The organism is Amycolatopsis bullii, assembly GCF_014654205.1.
GTDB classification, from domain to species: Bacteria; Actinomycetota; Actinomycetes; order Mycobacteriales; family Pseudonocardiaceae; genus Amycolatopsis; species Amycolatopsis plumensis.
Genome location: NZ_BNAW01000038.1, coordinates 59,168 through 78,961 on the forward strand (window position 1 = coordinate 59,168; position 19,794 = coordinate 78,961).

Consider the following 19,794-nt stretch of genomic DNA (forward strand, 5'->3'; position numbering starts at 1 on the left):
GCTGTGTCCCCATGACGGGTGGGGATGCGGAGAGACGGCTCAGGCGGATCAGATCCGCCGCGTTCGGGGTGCTCGCGGTTTCCGGCGTGCTGCTCCTCTTCGGACCGTTGCTGGCCAAGGCCTGGAGCTGGCTCGTCGAGCCGCGGGATCCGGACTGGTGGGGTGCCTCCGGCCAGTGGGTCGGGGGCATCGGCACGATCGGCGCCGTCGTGGTCGCGTTGTGGATCGCCATCCGCGACGGGCGGATCGCGCAGGCCGACCGGCGGGAACGGGACCTGCGGGAGAGGCAGGAACAGGCCGCGAAGGTCACCGCGTGGGTCGAGGACGGCTACATGGTCGTCTCCAACGCGAACGCCGAGGCGGTCAACCACGTCGTCGTCTCGTTCGACCTGGTGCACAACCTGCCGATGACCGGGTCCACCCTGCACCGGGGGCCGATCGTCGAGGACGACGAGTACCTCTACGCCATCCTGCCGCCCGGCAAGTGGCGGATGCCGATCCGCGAGGAGTGGCAGCGCCCGGGCATGACCCCGGGCGTGATGCTCGCCTTCACCGACTCGCGGAACGGCCACTGGCTCCGCCTGACCGACGGACGGCTGATCCCGAAGGAGCAGAACGTCGTGACCAGGCGGAAAATCCGCTTCCCGCAGCGGATCAGCGTGCCCGAGAGCTACTGACCAGCTTCGCCAGCTGCCGCAGCCGGACGTCCGGCAGGTAAGCCCGGCTCAGCGCCAGTCCGATCCGCGGAAGGTCGGCCGCGTCGCGGAAAGCCAGGTACAGCGGGACGTGCCGCGGCTGGAACTTCGCCTTGAACGCGTGCAGGGAACGAAATCCGTAGTACGGCTCCATCACGCGGCCCAGCGACTCCAGTGCCCGGTCCACCGGGCGCGCCGGGAAGCCGTCGCCGCTGCGGGCCAGCGGTGCTCCCGACAGCGAGACGAACCGCGCCCCTTCGTCGCGGAACGCCAGGCACGCCGAGGCGATGAGGAACTCCATCACCGGGCGGAAACCGTGGGCGCTGCGGCGCATGATGTCCAGCGTCCAGCCGCCGATCTTGCCCGCGCCCGTGTGGACCGGCAGCCACGACGTCACGCCGTGGACCGTGCCCTCCGCGTCGACCGCCAGGCCGACCCGGGTCGCCGGGTCCATCGCCTCGTCGAGACCACCGAGGGTGAAGCCCATCTCCGGCATGGCCTTGCCGGACATCCACTCCTCCGACAGCGCCCGGACCTGCGCGAGGATCGGCTCGGGCTGGTCGGCCAGGCGGACCAGCCGGAACTCGATGTCCTGCTTGGCCGCCTTGTTCAGCGCCGAGCGGACGTCCTGCCACGCCTTGCCGCGGAACTCGAGGCCGTCGAGGTCCAGCACGTTGTCCTCGGCCACCTGGACGTGCTGCCAGCCGAGCTCGCGCGTCGCCGCGACGGTGGCTTCCGTCGCCGAGAACACACACGGCACCAGCCCGGAGTTCTCGCACATCGCGGCGAATTCGGTGACCGTGGCGGCCGCGGTGCCGTCCGGGGCGATCGGGTCGCCGAGCGCGACCGCGACCCCCGCGTGGCGGCGGTAGGCGAGGTAGGACCGGCCGTCCTCGCGGACGAAGTAGGTGTTGCGCGGCCAGGTCGTCATCCACGACAGGGTGCTGCCGCCGTGGCGCCCCAGCAGGCTGCGGGCCAGCGCCGGCCCCGGACCCTGCGCGTGGCGCCGCAGCCGGCGTCGCGAAGGGACGCGGAAGGCGTGCCGCGCAGCGATCAGGACCGCCAGTTCGACCGTCCACAAGAGATTGTCCACGAAGAACAGCGGCAGGCCCGCGGTGTCGTAGTCCCCGCCGAAGACGTCGGCCAGCCCGACGAGCGTGGCGACCGCGAGCCCCTGCAGCGTCACGAACGCCGACAGCGCGACGGCCCAGCGCCACGCGACCCGGCCGCCCTTGCGCAGGCCGTTGAGCATCGGCACCACCAGCAGGACCAGCACGACGAGCTCCGGCGCCGACAGGGAAACGCCGTCGTCGGAACCGAACGGGCCGTCGCCGGGCACCAGGAACATCACGATCTCGGCGATGGTGAGCAGCAGCAGGCCCGCCACCACCAGCACCCGCCACTCCCGCAGGTTCGGGGTCGCCTGCGCCCCGGCCCGCCGCGTGCCGACCAGGCGCTTGCCCAGCGGGAGCGCCAGCAGCAGCGCGAAGAAGTGCACGAGGTCGGCCAGCGTGCCGACGTAGACGATCGCGACCCCGGCGTACACGCACAGCCCGGCCCGCAGGCGCAACGCCCACGGCGGCCGCAGGGTCGCGCTGGCGATCGCGACCGCGGCGAGCGCGCCGCCGGAGAACCCGACGTCGAGGCTGCCCGCGACCCGCTCGGCCCACAGCCAGCCGGAGTTGCGGCACAGCGCGAGGAACTGGGTCGCGACGAGCACCGAAACGAACTGGCCGCCGATGGTCACGGCCATCGCGCGCCGCGTCCCCAGCTTCCACTCGGCGAAGCCGGCGAAGAGCGCGAAGCTGCCGACCATCGGGACGTAGTACCAAGGGATGACGGCGAAGAACGGCCCGGTGAGCATGGTCCACCACCGGCCCGCCTCCAGCGACGGCAGCCCGTAGGCGACGAACGGGTACACCGCCCGCTCCTCGGCCGCGTTCCAGAGTGCCCCGGTCGCGACGGCCAGCACGAGCATCGCGAGCGTGACGCCGCTGGTGAACGGCAACCGCTGTCGGAGAACGGCCACCGTGCTCCGGATGCGTCCCCCTCCGGCGGGCCTGGCCGCCGCCCCTGCGTGAGTCATGGGGAAGAGTCTGTCGAGTTCCCGGCGCCACCGGCATCAGGCAAGGGAACGAGATTTCCCCTAAGGGTGTCGTACTTTCGGCTGAGGGTTTACCCCTCCCAAGGTTGATGCGCGCAGGTCAGCAGGTGGTCGGCGGCCTCAAGGCTACTTCTCGGGACGGATGGCGATCCAGCCCATCAGCAGCATGAGAGCAAGTCCGATGACCGCTGCCGCGATGCCCACCCACCAGGTCGGCGGATCCGAGAGGGTGTAGTAGAAGCCGGCTGCCGCCACCGGGACCAAGGCGATGGCGATGATCCAGTTCTTCTTGTTCTTGCTCACGCTTCCGCCCCCTCGATGCGGCTCAGCCGAGGACCGCGCGCCGGACCGCTTCGGTGTCGGTCAGGTCGGGCAGCACCGTGTGCGCGCCCTCCGCCAGCAGTTCCTCGGCCGAATAGTGCCCGGTGGCCACGGCGACGGAGACCACGCCGTTGTCCACCGCGGCCCGCACGTCGTTCGGTGTGTCGCCGATGACCACCACCGCGTCCGCGGCGAACTCGGTGCCGTGCTTGGCCGCCGCCCGTTCCACCGCGTGCGGGACCAGGTCGGGGCGGTGCACCGACAGCGTGCCGTAGCCGCCGATCTCCAGGTCGAGGTGCTCGTCCAGGCCGAAGGGGACGAGCTTGTGCCGGGAGATCTCCGGCAGGTTGCCGGTGACGAGCGTCTGCACGACGTCCCCACCGGCGGCGAACGCGGTCAGCGCCTCGGCCGCGCCCGGCAGCGCGCGGGCCGTCTCCGCGAACGTGTGCCGGTGGCGTTCCGACTCCGCCACCAGGGCCTGGAACAGCGCCTGGATCGTCTCTTCCGTGGCCTCGAAGCCGTTCGCGGTGAGCAGGTCGGTCGTCGTCGCGCGTTCGGTGCGGCCGCCGAACACCGGGTGCACGCGCAGGGCCGCCCCGGTCGCGGTGGTGAACGCGGTCCCGTACCAGGCCGCGCCCAGTTCGGAGAAGTCCACGAGCGTGTGGTCGATGTCCCAGAGCACCAGTCGCTTCTTCGTCACGGGTCCGAGGCTACCGGGACGGCTATTCAACGCGCGTTGACTTCTCGGCGGCCGGGTCGTACCTTGAGTCGTAATTCAACGAGTGACGAATAAGTGGAGGCAGTGATGACCCGTCCCGCAGGGGCGCTCGCCCTGGTCGCCGCCCTGGCCGGCGCGCTGGTGGCGGTGGTGCTCGGATTCCTCACCTTCGGCGCGCAGGCCACCGTCGCGCCCGACGGCGTCCCGGTCGCCGTCGCCGCGCCGCCGGAGATCGCGCAGCGGATCGCCGCGCACGGCGGCGGCCAGCTCGCCTGGACCGTCGCGGCCCCGGCCGAAGCGCGGCAGCTCCTGGAAGACAAGAAGGTCTACGGCGTGCTCGAACTCGCGCCCGGGCCGTCCGCCACCGTCGTGACTTCGGGGGCGGTCAACCCGGCCGGCACCCAGGTCGCGCAGCAGGCGCTGACCGGCGCCGCCACCGCGCTGGCCGGCCCGCCGAAGCAGGAGGTCCTGCACCCGGTGGGGCTCGCGGGCCGGGTCGCGCCGCTGGCCGCGAGTGCGCTGGCGTGGATCGGCGCGCTCCTCGCGGGCCTCGCGCTGATCCAGCTCGCGAAGCGGACGGGCCGGACGGTCGGGGCCGGCGCCCGGTTCCTGCAGGTCATCGGGGCCGGCGTGCTGATCACGGCGGTGGTGGCCGGGTTCTTCGCGCTATGGGATTCGACGCTGCCGCTGACCGCGGAGGTCCTCGGCTTCGTCTTCCTCGCCGCCACGGCGTTCGCGGCGCTGCAGGCCGGGCTGCTGCGCCTGCTGGGCCTGCGCGCGATGGCCGTCCTCGCGCCGCTGTACCTGGTCGCGCCGGCCGTGGCCGGGCAGGTGCCGGAGCTGCTGAACCCGGCCTACCGCGCGCTGCTGTGGTCGTGGACGCCGTTCCGGTTCTCCACCGAAGGCCTGCGCAGCCTGCTGCAGGGCGTGCCGGACGCACCGGACGTGACGACCGCCCTGTGGGTGCTCGGTGCCCTGCTGGCCGCGGGCCTGCTGGTGGCGCTGTGGCCGGTCCGGTCAGCCCGCCAGGAAGCTGAACCGCACCTTGCGGACGGGGTTGTCGAGGTTGGTGTCCACTAGGCAGATCGACTGCCAGGTGCCCAGGGCGAGGACGCCGCCGAGCACCGGGATCGTCGCGTAGGGCGGTACCAGCGCCGGGAGCACGTGGTCACGGCCGTGACCCGGGCTCCCGTGCCGGTGCCGCCAGCGGCCGTCGCGGGGGAGCAGCTCGTCAAGCGCGGTCAGCAGGTCCTCGTCGCTGCCGGCGCCGGTTTCCAGGACGGCCAGCCCGGCGGTGGCGTGCGGGACCCAGACGTGCAGCAGCCCGTCGGTCGCGTCGGCGTCGCGCAGGAAGGCCTCGGCCTCGTGGGTGAGGTCGTGGACGACGGCTTCGGAACCGGTGCGGACCTCGATCTCGGTGGAGTACATGCGGTCCAGCCTAGGCTCAGGATTCGAGGTAGCGCAGCACCGCGAGCACCCGGCGGTTGTCCCCTTCGGACGGTGGCAGGCCGAGCTTGCCGAAGATCGACGTCACGTACTTCTCGACCGAGCCGGGCGAGAGGAACAGCCCGGTCGCGATCGCGGAGTTTGACCGGCCTTCCGCCATCAGGCCCAGCACTTCGCGCTCCCGCGGGGTGAGACCGCCGAGCGCGTCGGTCTGGCGCGTCGCCGAGAACAGCTGGCTGACGACTTCGGGATCGAGGACCGTTTCGCCGTCCGCGACCCGGCGCAGCGCGTCGAGGAAGTCCGAAACCTCGGCGACGCGGTCCTTGAGCAGGTAGCCGACGCCGCCCGCGCGGCCGGCCAGCAGCTGGGCCGCGTACTTCGTCTCGACGTACTGGGAGAACAGCAGGATCGCGCAGCCCGGGAGCTCGCGGCGCAGCGCGATCGCCGCCCGCAGGCCCTCGTCGGTGTGCGTCGGCGGCATCCGGATGTCCACAATGGACACGTCGGGGGCGTGGCCGGTGACCGCCTCGCGCAGGGCGTCGGCGTCCTTCACCGCGGCGACGACCTCGTGGCCGCGGAAGGTCAGCAGCTCGACGAGACCCTGGCGCAGGATGGTGGAGTCCTCCGCGATGACGATCCGCATGACGCGACCCTAGCGGGGCAGGGGCACCCGCGCGGTCACTTCGGTCGGACCACCCGGCGGGCTGGTGACGGTCAGTTCGCCGTCGACCGTCCGCAGCCGTTCCGCGACGCCGGCCAGCCCGCCGCCCGGCACGATCCGGGCGCCGCCGGGGCCGCTGTCGCGCACGCGCAGCTGGAGGAGGTCCCGGGTTTCGGTGACTTCGACGAGTGTCGTCCCGCCGTGCTTGGCGGCGTTCGTGAGCAGCTCGGCGGCGCTGAAGTAGACGATCGTCTCCAGCGAGGGCGGTGGGCGGCGTGGCAGGTCGACCGCGACCCGCGCGTCGATGCCGGAGGTCGCGACGAGCGTGGCGAGGGCGACGTCGAGGCCCGCGTCCAGGGCGGCCGGGTGGATGCCGCGGGCGAGGTCGCGCAGCTCGGTGAGGGCCTGCTTGGCGTTCGCGTGCGCGGCGGTGACCAGCTCTTTGACCTGCGGGAGGTCGACGTCGGCCAGTTCGTCCTTGGCCAGGCCGAGTTTCATGGCCAGCGCGACGAGCTGGGCCTGGGCGCCGTCGTGGAGGTCGCGTTCGATGCGCCGCAGCCGCAGGGCGGCGTCCTCGACCGCCGTCGCGCGGCTCGCTTCGAGGTCGCGGACGCGTTCGGACAGCTCGCGTTCGCCGAGCAGCCCGACGACCAGCAGCCGGTCGAGGGCGGCGAAGGCGTGCGTCAGGCGGGGCAGCGCGGCCAGCACGAGCAGCCCGGACGCCGACCAGGCCAGCGCGCCGGCCCAGTTGTCGGCGTGGATGCCGAAGACGGGCAGCCGGCGTTCGCCCATGGGGAACCAGAAGAAGGAGTAGGGGGTGGCGGCGAAACTGTAGAGGGTCGCGGCGAAGACGGTGAGGACGCCGGCGAAGGTCAGCGGCAGCCGCAGGAGCAGGTAACCGGCCGCCCGCCAGCCCGCGGGATCGCCGACGCGCGCTCTGAACCAGCTCCACAGCCCGGGCTTGAGTTCGGGCCGCCGCGGGGCGGGAACGCTGACGCCCAGCAGGCCTTTCGCGAGCCGGCGGTGGGCGGCGCCGAGGCCGCGGGCGTAGAAGACGGCACCGGCGAGGACGAGGAAGCCCAGCAGCACGGGGGTGAGCCAGAGGCCGAGCACGAGGACGGCCAGGAAGCTGAGCAGCGCGAAGGCGGTGAGCGGGGCGGCGAGCCAGAGCCAGAGGTACTCGGCCCGGAAGTCCCGCGTGGCGAGGGGGCCGAAGACGCGGCGCAGCGGGTGGGGTGGGGCGAGGGTGGTCACGGGTTCAGTGTTGCCCGGGGCGGGCGGTGGGCCCATCCGGTTTTCCCCCGGCTTCGGCCCGGGAAGGCCGGAGGTGCTGCTCGGGGTTGTGACGCGCGGGGTTGTGGCGGGCGGGTCGTGCCGCTCGGGGTGGTGACGTGCGGGGCCGGGCTGCGAGCCCCCGCATGCAACCCCCGCGCGGGGGCGCCCCCCGAATTCCACGCTACCGGTGGGCACCGACAGTTTTCGGGGCCCACCGCCGATCCCGGCCGGGTTATCCACAATTCCGGAGGCCGCGGACCGGTTCAGCGGATGGCCGGTGATGACTCATCGGTGCCCACCGGTAGCAGCACTCGGGTCAGGGCGTGTCCGGGTCGTCCTCCCGGGCCCGTTGCGCGGCTTCCCGCATCTCGATCACGTCGGTGAGCCACTCGCCCGTCTCCCGCGCGATGTCGCGGATCGCGCCCGTGACGATGCTCGCTATGTTGCCGACGTGCGTCGCCGCTGATTCGGTGATCACCTGCAGGGTGTCCTTCTCGCGTTCGAACTGGCCCACCATGTCACCCTCACGCTGCTCGGAGCTGCCGGTCGGGTTCCACGGTAGCCGGGGACTGCGGGGCGGGCAGGGCCAGCTTCACGATCTTCTTCGCCACCGACCAGAGCTGCTTGCGCAGCGGCCCGGTGTGGTACGGCAGCCCGTACTTCTCGCAGATCTCGCGCACCTCGCCGGCAATCTGCGGGTACCGGCGCGCCGGGATGTCCGGGAACAGGTGGTGCTCGATCTGGTGGGACAGGTTGCCGCTCAGGATGTGGAACAGGGGACCGCCGGTGATGTTCGCCGAGCCCAGGATCTGGCGCAGGTACCACTGGCCGCGCGACTCCGACTCCGTCTCCTCTTCCGTGAAGCTCTCGACGTCCGCCGGGAAGTGGCCGCAAAAGATGATCGCGAACGCCCACAGGTTGCGGGTCAGGTTCGCCGTCGCGTTGCCGAGGAACGTCAGCGGGGCCAGCGGGCCGGTCAGCAGCGGGAACAGGACGTAGTCCTTGCCGATCTGCCGGGAGGCCTTGCGTACGATGCGGCGCAGCACCGGCACGTTGTCGGCCCAGCTGCGGGAACCCTTGACGACGTTCTCGACCTCGAGGTCGTGCAGCATGACGCCCCACTGGAAGAAGATCGCCAGCAGCGTCGCGTACACCGGGTTGCCCAGGTAGTACGGGTGCCACTTCTGGGCGGTGTCCATCCGCAGGATGCCGTAGCCGACGTCGCGGTCCTTGTCGACGATGTTCGTGTACGTGTGGTGGATGTAGTTGTGCGAGTGCCGCCAGTTCTCCGCGGGCGCCACCGTGTCCCACTCGAACCGCTGCGAGCTCAGCGCCGGGTCGCGCGTCCAGTCGTACTGGCCGTGCATGACGTTGTGGCCGATCTCCATGTTGTCGAGGATCTTGGCCAGCGAGAGCGCGCCGACGCCGGCCAGCCACGCCGGCGGGAAGAACCCGGCGAACAGCAGCGCCCGCCCGGCGACCTCCAGGCCGCGCTGGGTCTTGATGATGTCGTGGATGTAGTCGACGTCCTCCTGGCCGAGGTCGTCGACGATCCGCTGCCGCAGCGCGTCGAGCTCGCGGCCGAACTCCTCGACCTGTTCCGGGGTCAGGCGGTCCTGCAGACCGGTCATGGTGAAACTCCCTACGCGTCGATCTCGACGTCCCCGACCGGGACGGAGATGCAGAGCTGGATTTCTTCGTCTTCGTCGCCGGAAACCTCACCGGTCCGCGCGTTGCGGACGCGGCCGGCGGTCTTCAGCTGGGTGCAGGAGAAGCAGATGCCCATCCGGCAGCCGTGCTCCGGTGACAGCCCGGCTTCCTCGGCCTGCTCCAGCAACGGTTTCCCCGAGTTGGCGCATTCGCGGCCACTGCGCTTGAACCGCACCCGGCCTTCGGCGTCCGCGGTGTCGAAGGTCAGCGCCGGCGGCGTGAACTCTTCGGTGTGCACGCGTTCACCGAGCTCCGCCCGGACGGCGTCCATCAGCGGCTTCGGGCCGCAGACGAACGTCTCCGCGTCGCGGAACCGCGGCTCGACGTGCTCGGCCGAGAAGAATCCGGTGAGGTCGCCGCCGGGGGTGTGGGTGTAGGCGTGCACGACCCGCAGGCCGGGGTGCCGGGCGGCGAGCTCGGCCAGTTCGGTGCGGTACAGCACGTCGGCCGGGCCGTTCGAGTAGTGCAGGAACACGATCTCGCCCGGGTGGCCCTCCGCGACCAGGGTGCGGGCCATCGCGAGCACCGGCGTGATGCCGCTGCCGCCGCTGATCAGCAGCACGCGGTCCGGGCGCGCCACGGGCAGCGTGAACGCGCCGTCCGGAGTGGACAGATTGACCACCGAGCCGACGCCGATCGCGCGGTTCAGGTGCCCGGAAACCAGGCCCTGCTCCTTGACCGTGAACTCCAGTTCGCGGTCGTACTGCGAACCGCACGGCGAATAGCAGCGCGTGCGCCGGACGCCGTCGATCTCGACCTGCATGCGGACGTACTGGCCGGCGGTGAAGCCGGGCCACGCGCGGCTGGGCCGGACGGTGAGGGTGACGGTGTCCGGCGTCTGCTTGCGCACCGCCGTGACCAGCCCGCGGATCTCGCGGCGGACCAGCATCGGGTCGACGAGCTCCAGGTACCGGTCCATCCCGTGCGGCGTCAGCAGCGCCTCGGCCAGCGAGGCGAGGCCGCGCACCCGCCGGGGGATGAGCGCCGTCATCTCCGAACCTCCTCGGTTACAGTGAACGACTGTACACTCAATAGTGCACTGCAGGAGTGGACAGCCTGTCAACGCGAGACCCCGAGGATGTGACGTGAGCAACGCGGTGGACACCCGTACGCTGGAAGATGTGTCCGAACCACTGACGCCGGTGAGCCGCCAGGAGCGCAAACTGCGCACCCGCCAGGCGTTGCTGGACACCGCACTGGAGCTGCTGGCCGACCGCCCGTTCGCCACGCTCTCCCTGCGCGAAGTCGCGAAGGGCGCCGGCATCGTCCCGACGGCCTTCTACCGGCACTTCGCCACGATGGAGGACCTCGGCGTCGCCCTCGTCGAAGAGGCGACGCGCACGCTGCGCGGCATGATGCGCTCCGCCCGCACGGATCCGGACACCTACCAGGGGATGATCAGCGCCTCGGTGGCCACGGTGCACCAATTCGTCCGGGCGCACGAGGACCATTTCCGGTTCCTCACCCGCGAGCGGTACGCCGGCGGCCCGCTCGCCCAGGCGATCGGCGTCGAACTGCGGATGTTTTCCGGCGACCTCGCGATCGACCTCGCGCGGTTCGCGCCGCTGCGGTCGTGGAGCACCGAAGACCTGCACATGCTGGCCGACTTGATCGTTTCCGTGATGCTGACGACCATTGTCGAACTGCTGGAAGCCCGCCCAGGTGAAGACGCGAAAATCACCGGAACGGCGGAAAAACGGCTGCGGCTGGTCCTGCTCGGCGTCCCGCACTGGAAAACGACCTGAACGTTTCCTCGACGGCGCTCGTATTTCCCGGCACAACCGGCAGACTTGCGACCCAGGTCACTGGGGACTGCCGGTCCGGCGTGGTACAACCCTCGGATCGTGCCTCGCCGATGAGGAGGTCGTGTGACGGACAGCGAACAGAGTCAGCAGCTCACCGTGGGTGTGGTGGCCGAATCACGCCCCGGGGAGCGGCGGGTCGCCCTGGTGCCCAAGCTCGTCGGGCGGCTCGCGCAGCGCGGGCTGCGCGTGGTCGTCGAGCCGGGCGCCGGATCCGGCGCGCACCTGAGTGACGACGCGTACACCCAAGCCGGCGCCGAACTCGGCGACGCCTGGGGCGCGCCGATCGTCGTGAAGGTCAACCCGCCATCGCCGGAGGAGGTCGCGAAGCTGAGCCGGGGTGCCGTGCTCGTCGGGTTCCTCGATCCGCGCGGCAACCCGGAGGGGCTCGCGAAGCTCGAAGAAGATGGGTTACGCGCCTTCGCGATGGAGGCGATCCCGCGGATTTCCCGCGCGCAGGCGATGGACGCGCTGTCGTCACAGGCCAGCATCGGCGGCTACCGCGCGGTGCTGCTCGCCGCGCAGAAGCTCCCGCGGTTCTTCCCGATGCTCACCACCGCGGCGGGCACCGTCCCGCCGGCCAAGGTGCTGGTGCTCGGCGCCGGTGTCGCCGGCCTGCAGGCACTGGCCACGGCGAAACGGCTCGGCGCGCAGACCACCGGCTACGACGTCCGCCCGGAGGTCGCCGAGCAGGTCAAGTCGCTCGGCGCGCAGTTCCTCGACCTCGGCATCGAGGCGGTCGGCGAAGGCGGGTACGCCCGCGAGCTGACGCCGGAAGAGCGCGAGGAGCAGCAGCGGCGCCTCACCGAAGCCATCACGAAGTTCGACGTCGTGATCACCACCGCGCTGGTCCCGGGCCGCAAGGCGCCGACGCTGGTCACTGCGGACGCGGTGAAGGGCATGCCCGCTGGGTCGGTCGTCGTCGACCTCGCCGGCGAGACCGGCGGCAACTGCGAGCTGACCAAGCCGGGCGAGGACGTCGTGGAGCACGACGTCACCATCTCGTCCCCGCTGAACCTGCCCGCCGAAATGCCTTCGCACGCCAGCGAGCTGTACGCGCGCAACGTCGTCGAGCTCCTGGAGCTGCTCGTGACGAAGGAAGGCGCGCTGGAGCTGAACTTCGAAGACGAGATCGTCGCCGGTGCCTGCGTGGCCGGGCGCGAAGGGAGCCCGGCATGAGTCCCCTGGTGCAGAACCTCGCGGTGCTGGTGCTCGCCGGGTTCGTCGGCTTCGCCGTCATCTCGAAGGTGCCCAACACGCTGCACACGCCGCTGATGTCGGGCACCAACGCCATCCACGGCATCGTGCTGCTGGGCGGGCTGGTCGTGCTCGGCCTCGGCGTCGACGGCGTGTTCAACAAGATCCTGCTGGTGATCGCGATCGCCTTCGGCACGATCAACGTCGTCGGCGGGTTCCTGGTCACCGACCGGATGCTGTCGATGTTCAAGGCCAAGAAGCCCGCCCCGGCCGACGAGGAGGACGCGAAGTGACCGACTTCATCGCGATCCTCTACATCATCGCGTTCGCCCTCTTCATCTACGGCCTGATGGGCCTGACCGGCCCGCGCACCGCGGTCCGCGGCAACTGGATCGCCGCGGTCGGCATGGGCATCGCCGTGATCGCGACGCTGCTCACCCCGGGGATGGGCAACTGGGTGCTCATCGCCCTCGGCGTCGGGATCGGCGTGGTCGTCGGCGTCCCGTCGGCGCGCAAGGTCAAGATGACGGCGATGCCGCAGATGGTGGCGCTGTTCAACGGCGTCGGCGGCGGCGCGGTCGCGCTCATCGCGTGGGTGGAGTTCAACTCCACCGACGGCTACGCGCACGAACCGGCGTACATCGCGATCGCGTCGCTGTTCGCCGCCATCATCGGGTCGATCTCCTTCTGGGGCTCGAACGTCGCCTTCGGCAAGCTCCAGGAGCTGATCAGCGGCCGCCCGATCACCCTCGGCAAGCTCCAGCAGCCGGTCAACCTGCTGCTCCTGGCCATCGCGGTCGTGTGCGCGGTGCTCATCATCGCGGGCAACGACAACGAGCTGCTGATCATCGGGCTGCTGGTCGCGGCGGGCATCCTCGGGCTCACGGTCGTGCTGCCGATCGGCGGCGCGGACATGCCCGTCGTGATCTCGCTGCTCAACGCCTTCACCGGGCTCTCGGCCGCGGCGATGGGCCTGGCGCTGGACAACACGGCGCTGATCGTGGCCGGCATGATCGTCGGCGCGTCCGGCTCGATCCTGACCAACCTGATGGCCAAGGCGATGAACCGGTCCATCCCGGCGATCGTCGCGGGCGGCTTCGGCGGCGGCCCGGCGGTGGCGGCCGGCGGCGGGGAGAAGGAAGCGCGCCCGGTGCGTTCGACCAGCGCGGCCGACACCGCGATCCAGATGGCGTACGCCAGCAAGGTCGTCGTCGTGCCGGGGTACGGCATGGCCGTGGCGCAGGCTCAGCACACCGTCCGCGAGATGGCGAAGCTGCTGGAGAAGAAGGGCATCCAGGTCGCGTACGCGATCCACCCGGTCGCCGGCCGGATGCCCGGGCACATGAACGTGCTGCTCGCCGAGGCCGACGTGCCCTACGAGCAGCTCAAGGAGATGGACGAGATCAACTCCGAGTTCGCCCAGACCGACGTCGCGCTGGTGATCGGCGCGAACGACGTCACGAACCCGGCCGCGCAGACCGACCCGAGCTCGCCGATCTACGGGATGCCGATCCTCAAGGTCAACGAGAGCCGGTCCGTGATCGTCTTGAAACGCGGGATGGCCTCCGGGTTCGCCGGCATCGACAACGACCTGTTCTACGATCCGAAGACCAGCATGCTCTTCGGGGACGCCAAGTCGTCGGTGGGCGAGATCGTGGAGGAACTCAAGGCGCTATGACGACCGGGTCGGATGTTCGTGCGGCGTTCACGGATCCGGCCGAAAACCTCGCTTTCGACGAAGCGCTCCTCCGGGTTGCGCCGGAGTCACCCGTGCTGTGGCTCTGGCGCAACCCGGTGTGCGTCGTGGTGGGACGCGGGCAGCGGATCGCCCGCGAGGTGCGCGTTCCGGAGTGCGAGCGCGACGGCGTCCCGGTGCTGCGGCGGGCCAGCGGCGGCGGCACGGTGTTCCACGACCCCGGCAACCTGAACGTGACTTTGGTTCTGCCCGGCCCGGCGGACCGGCCCCTGGAGGCGCTCGGCCAGGTGATGAGCGCCGCCGTCGACCAGCTCGGGCTGGTGCCGCGGATCGGCGACCGCGGGCTGTTCATCGACGACGCGAAGCTGTGCGGATTCGCCGTGTTCCGCACCAGGACCGGCCTGCTGGCCCATTCGACGCTGCTGGTCGAGACGTCGGCGGGGCTCGTCGGCCGGTACCTGACCAGCGCGCCGCCGGACCCGCGCCCGCTGGACTCGCACCGCAGCCCCGTGGCGTCGCTGGCCGAGCACGGCCTGCGGCCCGGGTTCCCGGCGGTCGAGGCCGCGGTGCGCGCGGCGGCGTCGCAGCTGCTCGGGACGTTCGTGCCCCGGCCGCCGTCGGCCGCCGAGCTGGCGCAGCAGCGGGCGTTGCTGCACACCCGCTACCGCTACCCGTCCTGGCACGCCGACGGCGCCCAGCGCGCGGCCTGACCATCCGGCCCCGCCCTCTGCCGCGGCCGGTCGTGAGTGGTAAGGAGGGTTAGAACCCGCCTTACCACTCACGCCCCGGGGAGAGCGTGTCTACTGTGGACTTACTCGGCCGCCGAGAACGTGACGGTCGGGACCTTGCGGGCGGCCGTCCGGGTGGTGGTCTTCGGCTCCGCGGCCTTCCTGGTGCGGGTGGGCTTCGCGGGCTCGGCCTTCGCCGTAGTGGCTTTGGCCGTGACGGCCTTGGCGGGCGCGGCCTTGGTGGCCGGTTTCGGGGCGGTCTTCGCGGGCGCGGTTCTCTTGGGCGAGGTCTTCTGCGCGCCGGGGACGATCCGCGGCCGGTTCCTGCGGCCGCCGGTGCGGCGCCCGGCGTCGGCGTACCGCTGCAGCAGCCCGCGCAACGCCTCGGCGTTGGCGAAGGAGAGGTCGATGTCGTAATCGATGCCGTCGAGGCCGAAGCCGACGGTCTCCGCCGCTGGCTCGCCGGTCAGATCATCCAGCACCTGCACAGCCGTGTTCCTGGCCACGACAAACCTCCCGTGCTTCGAACGTGTGACGTGTTCGCGAGCACCGGGCCGGCGGCACGCGGTGCCGCCGAAAACTTGCAGCTTCCTGACGGAGGATAGCCGCTGGCTTGCGTGATCCCGCGTGGTGGTGTGACCTGATGCCATGGCTGGAGAGACTTTTGACGTAGTGGTGATCGGCGCGGGTCCGGTGGGGGAGGTGGCCGCCGAACGGGCGGCCCGCGGAGGCCTGAAGGTCGCCCTCGTCGAGCACGAACGCTTCGGCGGCGAGTGCTCCTATTGGGCCTGCATCCCGAGCAAGGCGTTGCTGCGGCCGGGAAATCTCCTCGCCGCCGCCAAGCGGGTGCCCGGCGTGCCGGTCGGCGACCGGATCGACCCCGCGGCGGTGTTCGCGCGCCGTGACTGGTTCACCGGCAAGGGTGACGACTCGGGACAGGTCGACTGGGCGCGCGGCGCGGGCATCGAGCCGATCCGCGGGCACGGCGAGATCACCGGGGAGAAGGAGGTGACCGTCGGCGGCGACCGGGTGCTGACCGCGCGGCACGCGGTGATCGTCTGCACCGGCAGCGTGCCGAGCACGCCGTCGATCCCCGGGCTCGACACGATCCGGCCGTGGGGTTCCCGGGAAGCGACGTCGGCGTCTTCGGTGCCGCCGCGGCTCGGTGTCCTCGGCGGTGGCGTGGTCGGCGTCGAGATGGCGCAGGCGTTCGCGTCGCTCGGGTCGGAGGTCCACCTGGTGATCACCGGCCCGCGGCCGCTGCCGCGCAACGCGTCGTTCGCGGGCGACCTCGTGCTGGCGGGGCTGCGTGAAGCCGGCGTCGTCGTGCACACGGACTCGGGTGTTTCGCAGGTGGCCGCCGGGCAGTTCGGGACCGAGCTGACGCTGAAGGACGGTTCGGCGCTGGTCGTCGACGAGTTCCTGGTGGCGACCGGCCGCCGTCCCGCGACGGCCGGGCTCGAGCGCTTCGGCATCGAGCCCGGGCGCCCGCTGGAGACCGACGACACCGGCCGGGTGTCCGCAGTGGACGGTGGCTGGCTGTTCGCGGCCGGCGACGTCACCGGCCGGGCGCCGCTCACCCACCAGGGCAAGTACGGCGCCCGCGCGGCGGGGGACACGGTCGCGGCGCTGGCCACGGGTGCTCCGGTCTCGTCCGAGGCGTGGAGCCGCTTCACGGCCACGGCCGACCACCACGCGGTGCCGCAGGTGGTGTTCACCGACCCGGAGGTGGCGGCGGTCGGCCTGGCGGACGCGCGGCCGGGGTCATCCGACCGGGTCGTCGACATCGACATCGCGGTGGCGGGCTCGTCGCTGCACGCGGACGGCTACACGGGCAAGGCCCGGATAGTCGTCGACACCGAGCGGAACGTGCTCCTGGGTGTGACGTTCGTCGGCCAGGACGTCTCGGAGCTGCTGCACTCGGCGACGATCGCGATCGTCGGCGAGGTGCCCCTGGACCGGTTGTGGCACGCGGTGCCGTCGTTCCCGACGATCAGCGAGGTGTGGCTGCGGCTGCTGGAGGCGTACGGGCTCTGAACGTCACTGAACGGGCAGGTCGAGGGCGGCCTGGGCGGCCCTGACCAGGCCGGGATCGTCCGGAGTGGACGGTCCCGGCGCCCAGACGGCCTGCACGAGCCGGACGGAGGAGCCGTCGAGCTTGCTGGCGTAGGCGGCGTTCTCGAAGCGCGGGGCGGGCGTGGCGCCCCACTGGCTGGTCTCGGTGGCGAGGTCGAGGAGGCCCCCGCCGCCGGGGGTGTCGGCCACGGCCTTGAAGGCGGCGGCCTGAGCGGCATCGGGGAAGGCGACGACCCCGATGGTGACGGCCCCGGCGCGGCCGTCGACGGTGGCGGCGTAGCTGGCGCGGCTGACGCCGGAGCAGCTGGTCTGCTGCAGGCTGGCTTGGGCATCCCCGAAGGCGTGGGAAGCACACCGCTGGTCCCCGCCGGCGGCGCGCAGGGCGAACTGGAGGCTGCGCGCGGGGGTGGGCTTGGAAGTGCTGACGGCCGTCGCCGTCGTCGGCGGCGGAGCGGGGGCGGCGGCGGTGCCGTCACCGGTGGTGGCGACCGCGATGGCGGCCACGCCGAGGAGCACGAGGACGGCGATGGCACCGAGAGGCAGCCACCGGACGGTGCGCGGAGCGGTTGAGGTGGGTTCGGGCTTCGGCCGCGGACGGGGGAAGGGTTGCGGGGCGGCTGCGGGGAGCGGGGAGCTTTGCGGCTCGGGTTCGCTCGGGTAGGAGCCGGTCGGCTGCGGTTCGGCCTTAGTTTCGGCTTCGGCGTCGCTCGGGAGAGTGCTGGACGGCTCGGCTTCGGCCAGTGGCGCGGGAGTTTCCGGTGCTTGCCCGGCTTCGGCGGAGACGGTTTCGATCCGCTCGGCCTCGGCCTCGGCCTCGGCCTCGGCCTCGGCCTCGGCCTCGGCGGCGGCGGATTCGGCCGGGTCCGGCTTCGCTGCGGGGGTGGGATCCGGGGGCCGGGGTGGCTCCGCGGTCTCGGTGCCGGGGAAGACCGGTCGCGTGGTGGGGTCCGGTTCCGGCTGGACCGGGGATGGGAGTGCTTCGGCGGGCGGGGGAGTGGTTTCGGTGCCGGGAAAGGCCGGTGCGGCGGGGTTGTCCGGTTCCTGCTGGGCAGGTGCGGGGAGAGTTTCGGTGCGTTCGGCAGCCGGGGAAGTGGTTTCCGCCTCTGCGGGAAGCTCCGGCTCGACGATGGGCTCGGCCTCGGCGGCCGGAGAACTGCCCTCTGCAGGCGGCTCCGGCTGGGCTTCGACCGGGGTCTCGGTCCGCCAGCCGACCGGACCCGCCGTGGCCGGAGTGCCCGCGGCGACTGGACCGGCCTCAGAACCTGCCGCGCTCCGCACCTCCTCCGCGGGATCGTCCCAAAGGGACTCCGGCGGCGAGTCGTCCGTCAGCCTGCTGAAGCCCTCACCCAGCAGGACCTCGTCCGAAAACTCCGGTGCCGACGGCGCCAGCCCGCGGATCAGGGCCCGCACCTGGTCCACCGACCGGGGCCGGTGGGCCGTCGCCAAGGACACCGTGGCCGCCAGCATCGTCGTCGGGGTGGGGTGCAGGACGCGGACCGGGCCCGCCAGGTCGGCCGCCGGCTGGTCGACCGTCTCCACGTATGGGCCCACCGCGATGATCGTGCCCACCGGGGCCGTCCCCGGGACCAGGGAAGCGATCAGCCGTTCGCACGCCTGGGAAACGTCCAGGGCCTCCGTGGCCGGGTTCACCGAATCGTCGTCGGCGACCAGGGGCCAGCCGTCCGCCTTCCAGGGGCCTCCCAACGGCGCCTCCAGGCGGAGGGCCGGGTCCGGGAGATCCACTCCGATCACGATGATCACTCCGTGGGGGAGCAGGACCACCGCCTCGATCGGGCGCTCGGCCACCCCGCCCACGCCCACCAGTGCGATCCCGCCGATCACGGTGCTGCCGCGGCCCAGGGACGCCAGTGCCGCCCGGATGTCGTCCGCCACCCGGGACTGCTGCCGCTCCAGGCGCACCAGTCGCACCGCTTCCCTCCCTGCTCGTCGGTCCGGGTCAACACGCTAGCGCGCGCAGCGCAATGATCCGCGCGACACGGGCGCGCCGCGGCCGCTTGCCCTCCGAAAGTGGTGCCGCGGGTGACTTGTGGTGTTCATGTGGCCAAACGGCACGGTTGGGGTGCAGAATGTGCTACAACGCATCGGAGGCGGCATTCGGGAGCCGCGCTGAGGCCCGCGCTGCAGCTCGGAGTAGGGCGTAGGGGAAGACGTCCCTCGTCGAGCAAGCGGAGGTAGCAGTGAGCACCCGTGGCAGCACCCGAGGTGTGGTGTACGTCCACTCGTCGCCGTCTGCGGTGTGTCCGCACGTCGAGTGGGCCATTTCGGGCACCCTGGGTGCCCGCGTTGACCTGAAGTGGACGGCGCAGCCGGCCAGTCCGGGTCAGCTTCGCGCCGAATGCGGCTGGCGCGCGCCCGCGGGCACCGGCGCCAAACTGGCGTCCGCCCTCAAGGCGTGGCCGATGATTCGGTTCGAAGTCACCGAAGAGCCCAGTGCGGGCGTCGACGGCGAACGGTTCTGCTTCGCGCCCGGCCTCGGCCTCTGGCACGGCCGGACCAGCGCCAACGGCGATATCGTGGTGGGCGAGGACCAGCTCCGCGCGCTCGTCAGCATGACCCGCGGGGGCGAGTCCCTCGCGCACAAGCTGGACGAACTCCTGGCCGCGAGCTGGGACGAAGCGCTCGAGCCCTTCCGCCACGCCGGTGACGGCGCGCCGGTGACCTGGCTGCACCAGGTCGGCTGAGCCCCGGGACGGGGGCCGGTACGCTCTCCGGCGTGACCACCCCCGCCCCCAGCTCTCGCCAGCGCTGGCTGGTGCCCGTCGTGGTCGTGGTGCTGTCCGTGACCGTCGGCGGCGGCCTGCTCGCGCGCGAAATCTACCGCCGGCCCGACCAGCCGGCCGACGATGCCTCCAGCGCGGTGCCGACGACGGCGCCGTCCAGCAGCGGCGCGCCGGCCGCGGTGGACGACGACGTCCGGATGACCGACGACGCGCGGGCGCACCCGCAGGCCGACGCCGTCCGCAAGGTGCTGAAGAAGTACTTCGAGGCCATCAACACCAAGCAGTACCCGCAGTGGACCGCCGTGGTCACCGACGAGCGGGCCGCCGGCCAGTCGCAGGGCGACTGGAAAAAGGGCGTTCGGAGCACAAAGGACAGCGATGCCCTCGTCTACCGGATCGAGCGCTCGTCCGGGAACTCGCTGCGGGTCCTGGTCGGGTTCACCAGCCGGCAGGACATCGAGGACGCCCCGCCGTTCTTCCGCGAGCCGTGCATCAAGTGGCGGCTCGTCATGCCGCTGGTGGTCGAGGAGGGGACCCTGAAGGTCGCCGCCGTCGACGGCGGGCCACCGCCCGAACACGAAAAGTGCTGAAACGCGAAGAAGGGCCCGGCCGAAGCCGGGCCCT

At 71.7% G+C, this 19,794-nt stretch carries 21 protein-coding genes; 10 read left to right on the plus strand and 11 right to left on the minus strand.

Translation table 11 applies throughout. The annotated features are described in order from the left end of the window. Positions 1-86: 86 nt before the first annotated feature. Positions 87-677, plus strand: a complete 591-nt coding sequence (locus IE317_RS31790; RefSeq protein WP_229903022.1) for a hypothetical protein — start codon at positions 87-89, stop codon at positions 675-677. On the opposite strand, the gene IE317_RS31795 is transcribed toward IE317_RS31790, so the two are convergent. The 3 genes from IE317_RS31795 to IE317_RS31805 form a co-directional block, all read right to left on the minus strand. Further along, positions 655-2,781 carry a bifunctional lysylphosphatidylglycerol flippase/synthetase MprF gene (locus tag IE317_RS31795; RefSeq protein ID WP_191315056.1) on the minus strand — a complete coding sequence of 709 codons (2,127 nt, stop codon included), beginning with the start codon at positions 2,779-2,781 and terminating at the stop codon, positions 655-657. The two genes, IE317_RS31790 and IE317_RS31795, sit on opposite strands and share 23 nt — an antisense overlap. 144 nt (positions 2,782-2,925) lie before the next feature. Further along, the gene (locus IE317_RS31800) at positions 2,926-3,102 is read right to left on the minus strand and encodes a hypothetical protein (RefSeq protein ID WP_191315057.1); all 177 of its coding nucleotides are present in this window, start codon (positions 3,100-3,102) and stop codon (positions 2,926-2,928) included. Between the two features lie 22 nt (positions 3,103-3,124). Further along, positions 3,125-3,820 (minus strand): HAD family hydrolase, encoded by a 696-nt coding sequence (locus IE317_RS31805; protein ID WP_191315058.1) that lies wholly within the window; start codon positions 3,818-3,820, stop codon positions 3,125-3,127. A gap of 105 nt (positions 3,821-3,925) precedes the next feature. Here IE317_RS31805 and IE317_RS31810 point away from each other — a divergent pair, with 105 nt between their 5' ends. Continuing rightward, positions 3,926-4,918, plus strand: coding sequence for an ABC transporter permease (locus IE317_RS31810; RefSeq protein ID WP_191315059.1), 993 nt, complete (start codon positions 3,926-3,928; stop codon positions 4,916-4,918). Here IE317_RS31810 and IE317_RS31815 read toward each other — a convergent pair. From IE317_RS31815 to IE317_RS31840, 6 genes are all read right to left on the minus strand, one after another. After that, a complete protein-coding gene (locus tag IE317_RS31815; RefSeq protein WP_191315060.1) occupies positions 4,856-5,266 on the minus strand; it encodes a secondary thiamine-phosphate synthase enzyme YjbQ in 411 nt (136 codons plus the stop codon). The genes IE317_RS31810 and IE317_RS31815 overlap by 63 nt on opposite strands. Positions 5,267-5,282: 16 nt before the next feature. Next, entirely contained in the window at positions 5,283-5,927 is a 645-nt protein-coding gene (locus IE317_RS31820; protein ID WP_191315061.1) for a response regulator, read from the minus strand. 9 nt (positions 5,928-5,936) lie between these two features. After that, positions 5,937-7,235: a sensor histidine kinase gene (locus IE317_RS31825; protein WP_191315062.1), complete on the minus strand. Its 1,299-nt coding sequence runs from the start codon at positions 7,233-7,235 to the stop codon at positions 5,937-5,939. Between the two features lie 301 nt (positions 7,236-7,536). Beyond that, a complete protein-coding gene (locus tag IE317_RS31830; protein ID WP_191315063.1) occupies positions 7,537-7,737 on the minus strand; it encodes a hypothetical protein in 201 nt (66 codons plus the stop codon). 7 nt (positions 7,738-7,744) lie between these two features. Beyond that, a complete protein-coding gene (locus IE317_RS31835; protein ID WP_191315064.1) occupies positions 7,745-8,851 on the minus strand; it encodes a fatty acid desaturase family protein in 1,107 nt (368 codons plus the stop codon). 11 nt (positions 8,852-8,862) lie between these two features. Further along, positions 8,863-9,921, minus strand: a complete 1,059-nt coding sequence (locus tag IE317_RS31840; protein WP_191315065.1) for a ferredoxin reductase — start codon at positions 9,919-9,921, stop codon at positions 8,863-8,865. 94 nt (positions 9,922-10,015) lie between these two features. Between IE317_RS31840 and IE317_RS31845 the strand changes: the two genes are divergently transcribed. From IE317_RS31845 to IE317_RS31865, 5 genes are all read left to right on the plus strand, one after another. Then, positions 10,016-10,675, plus strand: a complete 660-nt coding sequence (locus IE317_RS31845) for a TetR family transcriptional regulator (protein ID WP_191315066.1) — start codon at positions 10,016-10,018, stop codon at positions 10,673-10,675. A 123-nt stretch (positions 10,676-10,798) separates the two neighbouring features. Beyond that, positions 10,799-11,911: a Re/Si-specific NAD(P)(+) transhydrogenase subunit alpha gene (locus IE317_RS31850; RefSeq protein WP_191315067.1), complete on the plus strand. Its 1,113-nt coding sequence runs from the start codon at positions 10,799-10,801 to the stop codon at positions 11,909-11,911. Continuing rightward, positions 11,908-12,222, plus strand: coding sequence for an NAD(P) transhydrogenase subunit alpha (locus tag IE317_RS31855; protein ID WP_191315068.1), 315 nt, complete (start codon positions 11,908-11,910; stop codon positions 12,220-12,222). The genes IE317_RS31850 and IE317_RS31855 overlap by 4 nt, the downstream gene beginning before the upstream one ends. Continuing rightward, the gene (locus tag IE317_RS31860) at positions 12,219-13,607 is read left to right on the plus strand and encodes an NAD(P)(+) transhydrogenase (Re/Si-specific) subunit beta (RefSeq protein WP_191315069.1); all 1,389 of its coding nucleotides are present in this window, start codon (positions 12,219-12,221) and stop codon (positions 13,605-13,607) included. Before IE317_RS31855 ends, IE317_RS31860 begins: the two co-directional genes overlap by 4 nt. Then, positions 13,604-14,335, plus strand: coding sequence for a lipoate--protein ligase family protein (locus IE317_RS31865; protein WP_191315070.1), 732 nt, complete (start codon positions 13,604-13,606; stop codon positions 14,333-14,335). The genes IE317_RS31860 and IE317_RS31865 overlap by 4 nt, the downstream gene beginning before the upstream one ends. Before the next feature lie 101 nt (positions 14,336-14,436). Here IE317_RS31865 and IE317_RS31870 read toward each other — a convergent pair whose 3' ends face one another. After that, complete coding sequence (locus IE317_RS31870; protein WP_229903024.1) at positions 14,437-14,859, minus strand: Lsr2 dimerization domain-containing protein; 423 nt, start codon at positions 14,857-14,859, stop codon at positions 14,437-14,439. Positions 14,860-15,001: 142 nt separating this feature from the next. Between IE317_RS31870 and IE317_RS31875 the strand changes: the two genes are divergently transcribed. Beyond that, on the plus strand, positions 15,002-16,390 hold the full coding sequence (locus tag IE317_RS31875; RefSeq protein ID WP_191315071.1) for a dihydrolipoyl dehydrogenase family protein: 1,389 nt from the start codon (positions 15,002-15,004) through the stop codon (positions 16,388-16,390). 3 nt (positions 16,391-16,393) lie between these two features. On the opposite strand, the gene IE317_RS31880 is transcribed toward IE317_RS31875, so the two are convergent. Further along, entirely contained in the window at positions 16,394-18,358 is a 1,965-nt protein-coding gene (locus tag IE317_RS31880) for a hypothetical protein (protein WP_191315072.1), read from the minus strand. A gap of 269 nt (positions 18,359-18,627) precedes the next feature. Here IE317_RS31880 and IE317_RS31885 point away from each other — a divergent pair, with 269 nt between their 5' ends. Next, positions 18,628-19,131, plus strand: a complete 504-nt coding sequence (locus tag IE317_RS31885; protein ID WP_191315073.1) for a DUF3145 domain-containing protein — start codon at positions 18,628-18,630, stop codon at positions 19,129-19,131. A gap of 32 nt (positions 19,132-19,163) precedes the next feature. Then, on the plus strand, positions 19,164-19,760 hold the full coding sequence (locus IE317_RS31890) for a hypothetical protein (RefSeq protein ID WP_191315074.1): 597 nt from the start codon (positions 19,164-19,166) through the stop codon (positions 19,758-19,760). The last annotated feature ends 34 nt before the right edge of the window (positions 19,761-19,794 follow it).